Raw genomic sequence first — 13,860 nt, 5'->3', positions numbered from 1 at the left:
TGACTCGATCTGCGTTCGCACCCCTTAAACTGGAAGTGTGTTTCGTATCGTTTTCAATGCCCCAGAAATTCCCGGCAACTCGGGCAATGCCATCCGACTATCAGCCATCACCGGCGCAGAACTGCATCTGGTCAAACCCCTGGGCTTCAACTTCGAGGACGCCAACCTCCGTCGCGCCGGCCTGGACTACCACGACCTGGCATTCGTGACCGTGCATGAAAATCTCGATGCCGCCTTCGAGGCTCTCGGCGAAGGGCGAGTCTTCGCCTACACCTCCGAGGGCGAGACCATCTACAGCGATATCAGCTATGAGCCGAGCGACATCCTGCTGTTCGGCAAGGAATCGGTGGGATTGAGTGCCGAGGACAAGCAGCATCCCCGCGTCACCGACCTGGTCAAGCTCCCCATGCTCCCGGGCCGCCGCTCGCTGAATCTGGCCAACGCTGCGTCGATTGTTGCCTTCGAAGCGTGGCGCCAGCACGGCTTTGCCGGAGCATAAAGTACCAGCGAAGTACGGCCACGTATACAGGTTTACCCAATCTTTATAAAGTAGGCTCGATATGTGCCCGCTGATCCGCAGGTATTGAACTTTGACCACAACCCCGGGAGAAACCAAGACAATGAACGGTAGCCATTCCCAGCACCGCGACGAGCCTCAGGACGAAGACCTGGGTCTAGACCTGGTTGACCAAGTGGCCAGCAGTTCACGCGCCGAGAGGAACTCCAGGCCGAAGCGCTGGATCCTCGGTGTTGTTGGCGTCGTGATCGTTGCGGTTCTCGCTCTCGTGGTCTTCTCGCTGCTCAACGGCGGCCCCAAGGCTTCCAAAGCCGCCAAAGCCGACGACGCGGTGATCCAGACCATCCAGCTCAAGAACGGCGGACAGGCCGTCCTCAGCTCCTCCGCATCGGAAGACGCCATCGGCGTGGACCTGACCAGCCTGCCGGGCCTCGCCGACGGCCAGCAGTATGTCGTGTGGGCCGTCCATGAGGAAACCGGAGTGTCCGTTGTCGCCTCGTCCACCGGCGACGATGTCGATGCGGGCTTGACCCCGGCCGGCGACGTCCTGGCCATCCATATCACCGTCGAAGGATCCACGATCCCTTCGGCCCCGTCGGAGGACACCGAAGCATCGGTGGACCTGCCGCTGGACCCTGGAGCATCCGAAGTTCCCGACGCCCAGGACAGCGGCGCCAGCGACACCAGCACCCCGGGCGCGGACGACTAGCAGCCGTCCAAGCCGCAAAACATGAGGCGCGTTCCCCAAAGGGAACGCGCCTCATGTTTTGTCCGGTTCCGGCTTGCGGTCCTAGAAGCCGGAAATCGTGTCGTCCGCATTCACGGCGACCAGATGGAAGGACTCGGCCAACGCGGCGGCAGGCAATCCCCCGCGTTCGGCATTCGTCCGGCACTGGCGCTCCACGAAACGCTCCATGGAGGCAACGTCGGGGTGCTGGGTGAAATGCGCGCGCAACGCCTCCATCTTCTGCCCGAAGAACTGCGTGATGTCCACGAAACCGTTCTCGCGCTCGCGCGGAGCGCCGTACAGCCACAGCCACGGCACCTTGTAGGCGTCCAGGCCTTCCTCGGCCACCAGTTCCGGGTAGGCGAACGGGTTCTCCACCGCCGGGTAGATCGCCCGGGTGACCGCTTCGCCGCAGGCCAGGTGGTCCGGATGCGAGCGCTGGATGCGGTCCCAGTTCCGCTCGGGATGCATGGCCATCACAATGCTCGGACGCACCTGGCGGATCAGGCGCACCACCTTGCGGATGACCTCATGGGTGGGCTCCAGGTACCCGTCACGCTCGCCGAGGAAGTGCACCGTGCTGACACCGACCTTGGAAGCTGCAACGGTCTGCTCCTGGTGGCGCAGGCGCGCGGTTTCCTGCGGGTCGCGTTCGTCGAAGCCGCCGGCATCCCCGTCGGTCATGATGCAATACTGCACCTCGACACCGGCTGCGGTCAGCGCGGCGATGGTTCCGGCGGCGCCGAAGTCCAGGTCGTCGGGGTGGGCGGCGAAGGCCAGCACCCGCTCGGTCTGGGCCGTGATGAATTGGGTTGTGTCGATCATGCTCGGCGGCGCCTGATCTCGGCGGCGGCCTGCGGCAGCACCTTGGCCAGGTCCCCGACAATGCCCAGGTCCGCGATCTCGAAGACCGGCGCGTCGACGTCCTTGTTCACCGCGATGATGTACTTGCTGGTCTGCATTCCGGCCTTCTGCTGGATCGCCCCCGAGATTCCGGCGGAGATGTACAGCTGCGGCGACACGGTGATGCCGGTCTGGCCCACCTGCGCGTCATGTGAAATCCATCCGGCGTCGGTCGCGGCGCGGGAGGCGCCAATGGCGGCGCCCAGCGCGTCGGCAAGGTCCTCCAGCGGTCCGAAGTCGCCGTCGACGCCGCGACCGCCGGCGACCACCACGCGGGCTTCGCCCAGCGACGGGCGCTCGGAAACAGCCTTCTCCTCCACCCCGACAACACTGACCTTCGGCGCCTGCTCGGCGCCGAGGTCCAGCTCCTTGACCTGCACGGTTCCCGCGGAACCAGCCGGCGCATCCTGGATGCTGTTCGGCTTGACGGCGGCGATCAGCACGCCGGTGGTGGACTTGGCGCTCGCGCTGTAGCTTCCAGCCAGTTCGTCCTTGGTGGCAATCAGGTCGGCGGACACGTCGACGACGTCGGTGACGATCGCCGCGTTGCGGCGCACCGCGATGCGCGCGCCGAGCTCGCGGCTGAAGCTGTCGTTGCCCAGCAGCACCAGGTCGGCATCGGTCTGCAGCAGCGCCGCATCCAGCACTGCCAGTTCATGCTCGCCGAACCCCTGTCCAGGGTTGGCGGCCTGCAAGGCGGTGCCGATGCCGTAGCTGGCGATCACGTCGCGGGCCTCGGCGGAAATCTCGGTGGCCGCGGCCACCACCGCGGTCTGGAAGCGCGAGGCCAAGGTCAGCAGCTCACGCTGTGCCTTGCCCGGGGCGGCGCTGAGATCGGAGAAAAATACAAGTGCAGAAGACATGTTCGAATAGGTCCTTAGATCAGCTTCTGTTCGGCAAGGAAGTCGACGAGGGCAATGCCCGCTTCACCGCTGTCATTGATGATGGTGCCGGCCGGCCGGGCAGGTCGTTGTTCGGCGGCCAGCACGGAAGTGGTGGAACCTTCGGCCCCGACGTCCTGCGCAGCCAGGCCGATCGCGGCCAGATCGACTTCCACGATCTTCTTCTTCTTCGCGGCCATGATGCCCTTGAAGTTCGGATAGCGGGGATCGTTGGCCTGGTCGGTGACCGACAGCACGGCGGGAAGCCCTGCCTTGAGCGTCACACGTTGGTTGAGGTGGTCTCGTTCGACGGTCAGCTCACGGACCGAGGCATCGAAAGCCACCGATGCCGCATGGGTCAGCTGGGCGAAGCCGAGCAGCTCGGCGAGCTGCGCCGGAACGACCGAGGTTTCAGCATCGGTGGAAGCCATGCCGGTGATCACCAGATCCGCATCGGGTACGTGCCGCACCAGGGCAGCCAGGGCCCTGGAAGTGGCCACGGCGTCCGACCCGGCGAGCGCAGCATCATTCAGGTGCAGCCCCGAGGAGGCACCCATCTGCAGCGCCTTCTTCACCGAGTTCACCGAACTGCCGGAACCCATGGTCGCCGCGATGACCTGGTGGCCGGCCGCGAATCCCCCGTTGTCCTCAACGATGGCGAGGGCCGCCTCGACGGCGTACTCGTCTAGTTCCGAAAGAACCGACTCGGTACGGTCCAGCCGCAGGGAATCCTGGTCGATGTGCCGGTCAAACTGGACATCTGGAACATGTTTGACCAGGACCACGATGGTCAGTGGCGTAGTGCTCGCGTCGCTCATTCGCGCCTTCCTCGAAGTTCGGGTAATCCGGCCGCACTGTGCGCCAGGCGCCGGAAGATCTCATCTGCATCTATCGTATCCACGAACGGCGATGCCATTGCCGTTTATCGCTCAGAGAACAACACGTGACGCGGTTGGTTAATCACCAGACCGCGTCACGTGTCTCACAATGACGATATGACGACTCTCGGAGTCATATTTACTTGCTGCTCAACGATCCCACGGTGGCCGTTGCGGTATTCTCCTGCCCGCTGCGCAGGTAGGTGATCTTCGCCTCGCCGCCAGCTGGCACCTCGCGGATTGCAGCTGTAACGGTCTGCGAATCGCGGACCGCGCGGCCGTTGACCGACGTGATGACGTCCCCGGACTTCAGGCCGGCCTTTTCCGCAGCCGACCCCTTGGTCACATCCACGATGGTGGCGCCCACCGAGAAGGACGTTGTGGCGGTGCCAGAAGAATCCTTGGCTCCGGCCGTGGCCTGGACGGTGGCGCCCAGCAGGCCATGGGTGGCGGTGCCGTTGGCGATCAGGTCGTTTGCGATGCGCTTGGCGTAGTCGATCGGGATGGCGAAGCCGACCCCGATGGAACCCGAGTCCTCGGTGCCGCCCGCCGAGGCGATCGCGACATTGACGCCGATGATTTCGCCCTTCGCGTTGACCAGCGCGCCGCCCGAGTTGCCGTGGTTGATGGCCGCGTCGGTCTGGATGACGTTGACGAAGATGGTGCCAGCCGAACTCTGCTGCTGCTCTTCTCCCGGGAACTGGAAGTTGAACTGGCTTCCGTTGTCGCCGTTGCTTTCCGGCGCGGTATTCTCAGGCACGGCGGAGGACGCGATGGAGATCGTGCGATTCAGTGTCGAGATGATGCCGTCGGTCACCGTACCGCTCAGTCCCAGGGGTGCACCGATGGCTACCGATGTATCGCCAACGTTCAGGTCAGCAGAGCTGCCGAGGGTTGCCGGGACAAGGTTGCTCGCCTCGATCTTGATCACGGCCAGATCCGACATCGGGTCGGTGCCGACGACCTTGGCGTTATAGACCTGTCCGTCGTTGGTTTGCACCGAAATGTCCGGGTTGGCGACCTTGCCGCCAAGCGTCACCACGTGGGTGTTCGTCAGAATATGTCCGTCCTTGTCCAAGATGATGCCCGAACCGGATCCGCTGGATCCACTGCCGGAGACCTCGATGGTCACCACGCTGGGGCTGGCCTTGGCCGCCGCCGCAGTGACTTCGGTGACGGAGTCGGGATTGTTGATGACAACCCCTGCCTGCGGGGCGGGGGTGGTGGTGCCGCCGGTGCTTCCCGTATCCGACAGGAAGTAGCTCGTTCCCGCCGCGGTCAGGCCGCCAACCAAGGCGGCCGCGACCATGCCGGAGATCAAGGTGGTTCCGGTGAAGGTCTTCTTGTCCGATGGCTTGCGTTCAGGCGGCACCGGGTAGTTCACGTGCTGCGACTGCGGCGCGGAGTATCCCGAACCGTAGGCGGCGTTCGACGTGTTGTCCGAGGCATTCGTGTAGTTGTATGAGGCTCCTGGCCCGGCATGCTGGGCTGGCTGGTATTCCGAGGTAGCGTCTTCGCCGCGATTGGCATGCGGGTAGGCGTCTGTTGGCTGATCGTTGCCCTGGGGGGTCTGGCCGACCCGGGGAACGTTGACTGTCGGCTCAGACGAAGCCGGCACGGTGGCATCGGGATTGTTTCCCGACTGAGCAGAGCCGTCTGCGTTGTTGTCGCTTGGCTCGTTCGGGTTCTGGCTCATTGTTCGTCTCTTTCAGCTCTAGGATCTCTTGACTTCAATTATTCCGTTGCGTTCTGTGGCATGAAACTGCACAAACTTAGCGCCCCCTGTGAGTTAACTATTCTGGAAGCTGAATGTCATAGACGTGCTTCACTGGGGCAAATAGAATCAATTCGAAGTGTGAATACGGCTTCCTGTATTTACCAAATCGGGGTATCGCCCTTGGTTTTAGTTCGACGTAGCAGTTCAGGTGGGAAAGCATGAGTAGCAAAGCTCGGCGAATATTGGCCGGAGCCCTATTGGCCTCGGTGGCTGCGGTGGGTTTGACCTCGCCGGCCATGGCGGAATCTCCGGTCACGATACCTCCCGGGGACTTCGTTGTCGACAATTCAAACGTACTTGGTTCAGATGTGCCACAGCTGGAAAACCAGATTGCGCAGCTGCGCAAGGCTACTGGGTACAGCCTGTTCGCCATCTACGTCGATGAGTTCACCAGCCCAGAGAATCCCCAGAAGTGGGCCGAAGCAGTTTTCAACAAGAAGAACATGGGCACAAATGATGCCATTTTGGTTGTCGGAACCGAAAGCCGCCAGGCATTCCTGGGTACTTCCGACAAAAGCCCCCTCGATGATTACCGCCAAGAGATCTTTTCGAATGAAGTACTACCGGCCTTAAGCGATGACGATTGGCTGGGGGCGGCAGAGGGAGCTATCTCAGGCATTGAGGCTTTCGACAGCGGAACCTTGGCCGGCAGCGGTTCGTCCAGTTCCTCGTCTGGTTTCAGCTTCTTCTGGGTCATGATCATCATCGCCGGTGGCGCTGTCCTCGCGTTCATGGTGTTGAGCCGCCGCGGAAAGACGAAGTCTGCGCAGTTGCCAACGGGACAGGGTCCCGGTTTCCCTGGCATGCCGCAGCAACAACTCGTTCCGTTGGACCAGCTGCGCCGCCAAGCCGACCAGCTGCTTGTCGCAGCAGATGACTCGATTCGCTCCTCAGAGCAGGAGCTGGGATTCGCCGAAGCCCAATACGGCAAAGAATCCATCGAGGTATTCACCCAGGACCTGGTCCAGGCCAAGCAGCACCTGTCCGAATCATTCCGGCTGCAGCAGCAGTTGGATGATGACATCCCGGACACGGAACAGGAGCAGCGCTCCTGGCTCGGCGAAATCATCAATCGTTGCGGACAGGTCAATGAGACGTTGCAGAAGCACGCCGACGACTTCAGGAAACTGCGCCAGTTGGAGCAGAACGCAGAAACCCGGATCACCGAAGTAGCCGCCGAGCAGGAACCCCTGAATCAGCAGCTCTCCGCACGGGTTGCCATCCTTGAACAGCTCACCGACAGGTACGACCAGTCCGCGGTATCGCAAATCCTGGACAACGCAAAGCAGGCCTCTGATCGCCTGAGTTTCGCCGCCTCGGCGCTGAAGCAGGCATCCGAGCAGCTGGGCAGCGACCGGGCAAACGCCGCACTGCTGATCCAGAACGCGGAGGAAGCCCAGGACCAGGCGGAAGTCCTGCTGGAAGCCATCAACAAGTCCGCAACGGCACTGAGCCAGGCAGAATCCGATCTGGAATCGGCGGTTGCGCTCGCCTCGCGAGATGTAGCCCAGGCCCAGGCACTGGTGAATAATGGCTCCCAGCCCAACCTGGCCGGCCCCGTTGCCGGTGTGCTCAGCGCCTTGAACAACATCAAGAAGTCGCTAGGCAGCAAACACAACCCGCTAGCCCTGATTTCGCAGCTTAATGAAGCCAGCAAGCCGCTGGCGACGTCGCTGGCCAATTTGCGCAACCAGGCAGAGCAGGAGCAGGCCGCTCGCGAGCAGCTGCAGAGCCTGCTGCATACGGCCGAATCGCGGATCAACGGCACCGAAGACTACATCCGCGCCCGTCGCGGTGGCGTACGTTCATCGGCGCGAACCCGACTTTCCGAAGCGCAGCGCGCCTACGACGACGCCCGTTCGCAGTCCAGCCGCAACCCTTCCGCCGCAGTGGCATCCGCCCAGCGCGCGATCCAACTGGCCGATCAGGCTGCAAGCATGGCTGAACAGGACGTCAACGGCTTCGGCGGCGGGGACGATTTCGGTGGAGGCTATGGAGGTCGAGGACGCGGACGCGGCGGCATGTTCGACGGTATCGGCGGCGCGGTGCTGGGCGGCATTCTCATCGATTCCATCCTCCATGGCGGCCACGGCGGCAACAACGGCGACGGCGGCGGGATGTTCGGCGGCGGCGGCTTCGGCGGCTTCGGAGGAGGCTTCGGAGGAGGCTTCGGAGGAGGGGACGGCGGCGGCTTCGGTGGAAGCGGCGGCAGCTTCTAGCCGGACGGCCAAGAGATTTTGACAGTGTGCACGACCCGATTTCATAATCATCAATCAGACAGGACGAGCCAACCATGACCAAACAGTCAATTTTCGGACGTATCTCCCAGCTGGCGAAAGCCAACATCAACGCACTGCTTGATTCCGCAGAAGATCCCCAGAAGATGATGGATCAGATGGTTCGGGACTACAACGACAACATCGCCGAAGCCGAGCAGGCCATTGCCCAGACCATCGGCAACTTGCGAATGATCGAAGACGATTACAAGGAAGACCAGCAGGCCGCTGCGGATTGGGGCACCAAGGCCTTGGCCGCCTCCAACAAGGCTGATGAGTTCCGCAGCGCAGGAAACGCCGCTGACGCGGCCAAGTTCGACAACTTGGCCAAGGTGGCCATCCAGCGCCAGATGCAGTCGGAATCGGAGATGAAGACTGCCGAGCCGACGATCGCTTCACAGCGTGAAATCGTCGAGAAGCTGAAGACCGGCCTGAACCAGATGAAGGAGAAGCGCACCGAGCTGTCCAGCAAGCGCGATGAGCTGATCGCCCGTTCCAAGGCGGCCCACGCCCAGAACCAGGTCAATGAGGCGGTCAAGGCCGTCAACATCATGGATCCGTCCAGCGAAATCGGCCGCTTCGAGGAAAAGGTCCGTCGCGAAGAGGCTCGTGTCCGCGGCGCCGCAGAGCTCGCATCCTCCAGCTTGGATGCACAGTTCGAATCGCTGGAAGATCTCGGGGAGCAGACCGAGGTAGAGGCCCGATTGGCCGCGTTGAAGGCCAAGCAAACGGGCCAGCTGGAAGGCTAAGCGCCGGCCGGGGTCATCACCGGGAAAAGGGGGCTCCCCCTTGGCAAGACCGTTCGAGGTCAGCCAAGGGGGAGCCCCCTTTTTTTCAGTTCCCGGCAAGTGGTGAAGCGCATTCCCGCGAACTGGTTCCGGAAGGAAGCTTCACGGGGAAAAGCAAAATGGAGACCCTTTCGGATCTCCATTCACCTTGGTGGCGGGGAGAGGATTTGAACCTCTGACCTCCGGGTTATGAGCCCGGCGAGCTACCGAACTGCTCCACCCCGCGTCGGTAAATACAACATTACCAACGCGTAACCATGAACGCGAATCCGGGGCACGTGTCGTTCGTCACCACCGCATTCCGGCTTGGCTCTTTCTCGGGCTAACTGCGATAAAGGAGGCCTGAAAACCTGCTCCCGCCCCCGAAAGCCTGGAAAGGACCAAGTCGCCCATGGATGCCATCCCCGCACAGCAACCCCAGACGGAAAACCTCCAGCCAAACAGTCCGTCAATCCCCGAAAGAAAACGGCAACGCGCAATGGCCAACAATGAGCGCGGCGCATCAACTGCAACACTTCAACCACCTACCGCCGCCCGGCCCGAGTCAAACATGGTCAATGGGCCACCCCGGACCACCGGTTGGCGAATAGGAAAACTCCAACAGATCACGGAGGCGGCAAGCCGCGTGGCTCTTCCGCTACTGAACCGCCTGCTGGCGGACAGTGCCCCCTCCCCCACGCCGCGTCGACGAGGTCTTCGACGGGGTCGGAATTGATGGCATCTGGATCCACCAGGGGATGGCGCCTGCCACGCGTCAATCGATGACGAGCCTGCGAACGATTCCGCCAGACCCGCAATAAGGGGGGCGAGCGAGCGGTGCCACCAGCTGAGGCCGCCGCCCCGTCGTACGCGCTGCAGTTCCTGGAGGCCTTGGAGGCAGCGCTGATTGGATCCGAGGGGTGGGTGCATACGCTTCGGAAATAAAAAAAGACGGAAGCTTTCGCTTCCGTCTTTCGCCTTAGTGGCGGGGAGAGGATTTGAACCTCTGACCTCCGGGTTATGAGCCCGGCGAGCTACCGAACTGCTCCACCCCGCGTCGGTAAATACAACATTACCAACAAGGAAACTGAATCGCGAATCGAGCGCCCGTGGCCTTCGTCACCCCGGTCGCCTTCGGAGTTCATCGAAGCGGCAACCAGCCTCAAGGTAGCGGTAAAAACGGATGCTCAATGCTTCTCTTGGTCCAGCAGCAGGACACGACCGAGAGTTCCCCAGGCCGTGCGCCGAGCGGGAATTCCGAGCACAGGCGCCGAGGCCGAGTCGCACTTGTTATCGTGCGCGACGCTGGAGGCCGGCTGCGAGCCCTGGCTTCCTGGCCTTCGGCCTGTCGACGGTGCCATTCTTTGCCGGTTTGCGGCCCAAGCAACGTCCACGCCCGCCGGGAGGACACTTCCCTGGCCGGCACGGCTGGGCAAGGCTCTCAAGCGAGTTGCGGGCGCCGGTGGCATTGCAGCGGGCCGGATCAGCGCTCGATCACGGAACGCAACCTGGACGGACAAGGTTTCTGCCGTCAGACCGGCCGCAGGGAATTTACTGCGGACTTCGCTGGCAAAGTTCATGGCGGATGAATGCTTCACCTGCACCCGCCCTGGAATCCACTATCGGCTCGGATGCGATTCTGCAATCGTCACGGGACCCTGATACCAAACTTGTGTTCGGACCGCGACGCTAACTTGAACCCGAGGAGACGCTGCCAATTGCGGTCAATTGAACTTCGCAGGGAATGATGATGGAAAACCGCCGGCCGGCTGCAATGGGCGGCTGCGAACGGCTCGAAAGACAGCGTCCGAGACGTCCATAACAAATGAGGGGAAGCTGTCCTGCCAGATTCACGATCTTGACGTCAGGTTCAGGTGCCTGGGAATGCAAAAAGACGGAAGCTTTCGCTTCCGTCTTTTTGGCCTTCGTGGCGGGGAGAGGATTTGAACCTCTGACCTCCGGGTTATGAGCCCGGCGAGCTACCGAACTGCTCCACCCCGCGATGACTAGTCAATTATTGCATCATCGCGGAGTGAAACGCAAATCGGGCGTTCGTGCCAGTTGAACTATCCGTTGTTCCCGTCGGTTGGGGCAGGCGATTCAGTTCCCTGTTCGCTGCCCTGGTCCTGGGCTGGATTCTCGGTTTCCTTTGGAGTGCCATTAATCGCGGCATCGGCCTCGATGGCCTTCTGCAGCGCGGCTTCCAGGTCCTTCTGCGACTTGCCATAGGCGGCGAAGTCGTTCTTGGCCAAGGCTTCTTGACCGGCCTTGATCGCCGCATTGGCGGCGTTCAGTGCGTCAGAAAGCTTCTGGGAGTCGGTCTGCGTCGGCTTCGAACCGTTGTCGCCCTCACTCGGCTTCTCGCCAGCGTTGGCGCCGCTTTCACCGGTCACCGCACCCGAGTCGCCGCCAAAGACCTGGTCAAGGGCTTCGGTGAGCGTATCGGCAAATCCAACCTGGTCGCCGAAGGCCACCAGCACCTTGCGCAATGTCGGGTAGCTTGTAGCACCCGAGGACTGGACATAGACAGGCTGGACATAGAGGATACCGCCACCAACAGGCAGCGACAGCAGGTTGCCGTTCTTCACTTCCGAAGCACCCTGGCGAAGCAGGTTAAGCTCCTGGGTCACCCGTGTATTCGTATCGAAGTTCTGCTGTGCCTGTCCGGGGCCCGGCACGGCGGTGTCGGTCGGCAGCTCCAAGAGTCTGAGCTTGCCATAGTCCTCGGATTTGGTTCCCGCTGCGGTTCCCGCATCCGCGTTCGCCGAGAGGAATCCGAACAGCACGTTGCGCTGCTGGCCGCTGGCCGAGCTTGCAGGGATGAAGGTCGAGGTCAACGAGAACGCGGCTTCATCCTGCGTCGGCATCTTCAGCGACATGTAGTACGGAGGCTGCTTGACCTTTGCGTTGGCGGTGGTCGGGTCATCCGGGACTGCCCATGCGTCATTCGCCTCGTAGAAGGTACCTGGATCATCCACGTGGTACGTCGACAAGACTTCGCGCTGCACCTTGAACATGTCCTCGGGGTAGCGCACATGCTCCATCAGTTGTGCCGACATATCCGTCATCGGCTGGATGGTGTTCGGGAAGATGCTCTGCCAGGACTTCAGCAGCGGATCTTCGTCATCCCAGGCGTACAGCTTGACCGAGCCATCGTAGGCATCGACGGTAGCCTTGACCGAGTTGCGCAGGTAGTTCACGCGTCCGTTGAGCGCGTCGATGTCCTGGGCGTTGGTCAGGGAATCCGTGACCGCGGAGGACAGCTGCTGCTGCTGCGAGTACGGGAAGTTGTTCGACGTGGTGTAGCCGTCGATGATCCACTGCACGCGGCCGTCGACGATCGCCGGGTAGGCGTTCGAATCCAGGGTCAGGTACGGGGCAACCTTGCTGACGCGCTCGCGTGGATCGCGGTCGTAGAGGATCTGCGAATCGGCGTTTACGTCCTGCGAAAGCAGCAGGTCGGTCGAGGCGAATTTCAGCGAGTAGACGATGCGGTTGAACATGTTGCCCACGTTCGGGCCGCCGTTGCCGGTGAAGGTGTAGCGGGTGTCCTGGGCGTCGCCGCTGGCGCTCGGGCGGTCCAGCTCGCGGTCGTCCCAGCCCTCCTCCGGGCCGCCGACGATCGAGTACTGCGGCGAATTCTCGCCGAAGTAGATGCGCGGCTCGTAGTCCTTGTCGCTGGCCAAATCGCCGTTGGTCGGGATGCCGCCGAGCATGAAGTCCGGACGGCCGCCGGCGGCAACGCGGTTGCCGTAGGCGGCAACCAGGCCGTAGCCGTGGGTGTAGGAGATGTGCTGGTTCACCCAGGTGTCGGTCGGCGAAACGTTGACTTCGCGGGCCGCGATCACGGTGTCCTCGACCTTGCCGTTGACCTTGTAGCGGTCCACGTTGAGGGTTTCGGCGAAGGTGTAGTAACCGCGGAACTGCTGCAGCTGTGCGAAGGCGGCCGAGACCAGGTTGGGATCAAGCAGGCGGATGTTCGCGGTCGTCGAGGTTTCCTTGGCCAACGCGTTCTTCTCGGTGGTCACGGTCGCGTCGTACTGGGTGACCTCGATGTCGTCCAGACCGTAGGCCTGTCGTGTCATCTCGATGTTGCGTTCGATGTACGGGCTTTCCAGCGCACGCTGGGAAGGCACGACCTGGAACTGCTGCACCATGTACGGGTACACGCCGCTGGCCACGATCATGGTGATCACCAGCATTGCGGTACCGATCAGCGGCAGGCGCCAGCGGCCGGTGATTGCGGCGATCACGAAGGTGATGGCAATCAGCACGGCGACGATCGCCAGGATCATCTGCGCAGGGATGACTGCATGCACGTCGCGGTACAGCGCACCGGCCACGCGGCCGGACTGGTCGGTCAGGGTTTCGTACTGGCCGATCCAGAAGTTCACTGCTTGAAGCAGCAGGAAGACTGCCACCACAATGGCGGTGTGCACGCGGGCTGCCTTGCCAATGGTGATGCCGCCGCGCTCTTCAACACGGATGCCGCCGTAGAGGTAGTGGGTCAGCAAGCCGGCCACACCGCTGAGCAGCACTACCGAGATCAGGAATCCGGTGACCAGTGCGATGAATGGCAGCGAGAACATGAAGAAGGACAGATCCATGTTGAACTGCGGATCGGTGCTCCCCCACGGGGTGCGGTTGAGGAACAGCAGGATGGTCTTCCACTGTCCGGCTACCGCCACGGCGGCGAAGATGCCGACCACCAGCGGAATGCCGATCATCAGGAAGCGGCGAACCGGCTCCAGCTGGGTCTGGTAGCGCGACATCGAGTCCGCACGGCCGCCGTCCGGTGCGTAGACCGGACGGTGCTTGTAGGCGCTGCGCATGGAGAACCACATCGGAACAGCCATGAGAACCAGGGCGATCAGGAAGATCACCAGCTTGGCAATGCGCTCGGTCCAATAGACCTCGGAGAAGCCGAGCTGGTTGAACCACAGGATATCTGCGTAGAAATTGGACAGGAAAACGAACACCGCGACCAAGATGACCACCGCGAAGATGGTCAGGGTCAGCGGAGACACCTTCTTGCCCGAGGGCCTGGACGGTTGCTGCGGTTGGCGGGGCCGCGGTGGGCCCCCGGACGGTGTATCCGATCCGTATGACACTATTTATTCCTTACCTTGTGTCC

General features: G+C 62.2%; 9 protein-coding genes and 3 tRNA genes. 4 read left to right on the top strand and 8 right to left on the bottom strand.

Translation table 11 applies throughout. The annotated features are described in order from the left end of the window. Positions 1–37: 37 nt before the first annotated feature. Together IEY43_RS00475 and IEY43_RS00470 are read left to right on the top strand one after the other, a co-directional pair. The gene (locus IEY43_RS00475; protein ID WP_188946627.1) at positions 38–499 is read left to right on the top strand and encodes a tRNA (cytidine(34)-2'-O)-methyltransferase; all 462 of its coding nucleotides are present in this window, start codon (positions 38–40) and stop codon (positions 497–499) included. 121 nt (positions 500–620) lie between these two features. Next, positions 621–1,226, top strand: coding sequence for an anti-sigma factor domain-containing protein (locus IEY43_RS00470; RefSeq protein WP_188946626.1), 606 nt, complete (start codon positions 621–623; stop codon positions 1,224–1,226). Positions 1,227–1,307: 81 nt separating this feature from the next. Here IEY43_RS00470 and IEY43_RS00465 read toward each other — a convergent pair whose 3' ends face one another. From IEY43_RS00465 to IEY43_RS00450, 4 genes are all read right to left on the bottom strand, one after another. Further along, positions 1,308–2,069: a PIG-L deacetylase family protein gene (locus IEY43_RS00465; protein WP_188946625.1), complete on the bottom strand. Its 762-nt coding sequence runs from the start codon at positions 2,067–2,069 to the stop codon at positions 1,308–1,310. Then, on the bottom strand, positions 2,066–3,010 hold the full coding sequence (locus IEY43_RS00460; RefSeq protein WP_188946624.1) for an electron transfer flavoprotein subunit alpha/FixB family protein: 945 nt from the start codon (positions 3,008–3,010) through the stop codon (positions 2,066–2,068). Before IEY43_RS00460 ends, IEY43_RS00465 begins: the two co-directional genes overlap by 4 nt. Positions 3,011–3,024: 14 nt before the next feature. Beyond that, a complete protein-coding gene (locus tag IEY43_RS00455) occupies positions 3,025–3,846 on the bottom strand; it encodes an electron transfer flavoprotein subunit beta/FixA family protein (RefSeq protein ID WP_188946623.1) in 822 nt (273 codons plus the stop codon). A 199-nt stretch (positions 3,847–4,045) separates the two neighbouring features. Continuing rightward, a complete protein-coding gene (locus IEY43_RS00450; protein ID WP_188946622.1) occupies positions 4,046–5,602 on the bottom strand; it encodes a S1C family serine protease in 1,557 nt (518 codons plus the stop codon). Positions 5,603–5,841: 239 nt separating this feature from the next. On the opposite strand from IEY43_RS00450, the gene IEY43_RS18300 reads away from it, so the two are divergent. Both IEY43_RS18300 and IEY43_RS00440 read left to right on the top strand, forming a co-directional pair. Further along, positions 5,842–7,902 carry a TPM domain-containing protein gene (locus tag IEY43_RS18300; protein ID WP_188946621.1) on the top strand — a complete coding sequence of 687 codons (2,061 nt, stop codon included), beginning with the start codon at positions 5,842–5,844 and terminating at the stop codon, positions 7,900–7,902. Between the two features lie 74 nt (positions 7,903–7,976). After that, the gene (locus tag IEY43_RS00440; protein WP_188946620.1) at positions 7,977–8,708 is read left to right on the top strand and encodes a PspA/IM30 family protein; all 732 of its coding nucleotides are present in this window, start codon (positions 7,977–7,979) and stop codon (positions 8,706–8,708) included. Between the two features lie 188 nt (positions 8,709–8,896). On the opposite strand, the gene IEY43_RS00435 is transcribed toward IEY43_RS00440, so the two are convergent. From IEY43_RS00435 to IEY43_RS00420, 4 genes are all read right to left on the bottom strand, one after another. Continuing rightward, positions 8,897–8,973, bottom strand: a tRNA-Met gene (locus IEY43_RS00435). A gap of 736 nt (positions 8,974–9,709) precedes the next feature. Further along, positions 9,710–9,783: transfer RNA gene (locus IEY43_RS00430), tRNA-Met, on the bottom strand. A gap of 871 nt (positions 9,784–10,654) precedes the next feature. Continuing rightward, positions 10,655–10,728, bottom strand: a tRNA-Met gene (locus tag IEY43_RS00425). Between the two features lie 64 nt (positions 10,729–10,792). Next, positions 10,793–13,753 carry a UPF0182 family membrane protein gene (locus IEY43_RS00420; RefSeq protein ID WP_229777205.1) on the bottom strand — a complete coding sequence of 987 codons (2,961 nt, stop codon included), beginning with the start codon at positions 13,751–13,753 and terminating at the stop codon, positions 10,793–10,795. Between the last annotated feature and the right edge of the window lie 107 nt (positions 13,754–13,860).

This window comes from Glutamicibacter protophormiae (assembly GCF_014647495.1).
Taxonomy (GTDB): Bacteria; Actinomycetota; Actinomycetes; order Actinomycetales; family Micrococcaceae; genus Glutamicibacter; species Glutamicibacter protophormiae.
The sequence above is the reverse complement of the archived record's forward strand: the minus strand, read 5'-3'. Positions and strand labels throughout refer to the sequence as shown.

Bases quoted from the DNA above. Each gene is read 5' to 3' on its own strand.
- IEY43_RS00470 (WP_188946626.1), top strand. From the start codon at position 621: ATGAACGGTAGCCATTCCCAGCACCGCGACGAGCCTCAGGACGAAGAC.
- IEY43_RS00460 (WP_188946624.1), bottom strand. From the start codon at position 3,010: ATGTCTTCTGCACTTGTATTTTTCTCCGATCTCAGCGCCGCCCCGGGC.
- IEY43_RS00465 (WP_188946625.1), bottom strand. From the start codon at position 2,069: ATGATCGACACAACCCAATTCATCACGGCCCAGACCGAGCGGGTGCTG.
- IEY43_RS00455 (WP_188946623.1), bottom strand. From the start codon at position 3,846: ATGAGCGACGCGAGCACTACGCCACTGACCATCGTGGTCCTGGTCAAA.
- IEY43_RS18300 (WP_188946621.1), top strand. From the start codon at position 5,842: ATGAGTAGCAAAGCTCGGCGAATATTGGCCGGAGCCCTATTGGCCTCG.
- IEY43_RS00450 (WP_188946622.1), bottom strand. From the start codon at position 5,602: ATGAGCCAGAACCCGAACGAGCCAAGCGACAACAACGCAGACGGCTCT.
- IEY43_RS00440 (WP_188946620.1), top strand. From the start codon at position 7,977: ATGACCAAACAGTCAATTTTCGGACGTATCTCCCAGCTGGCGAAAGCC.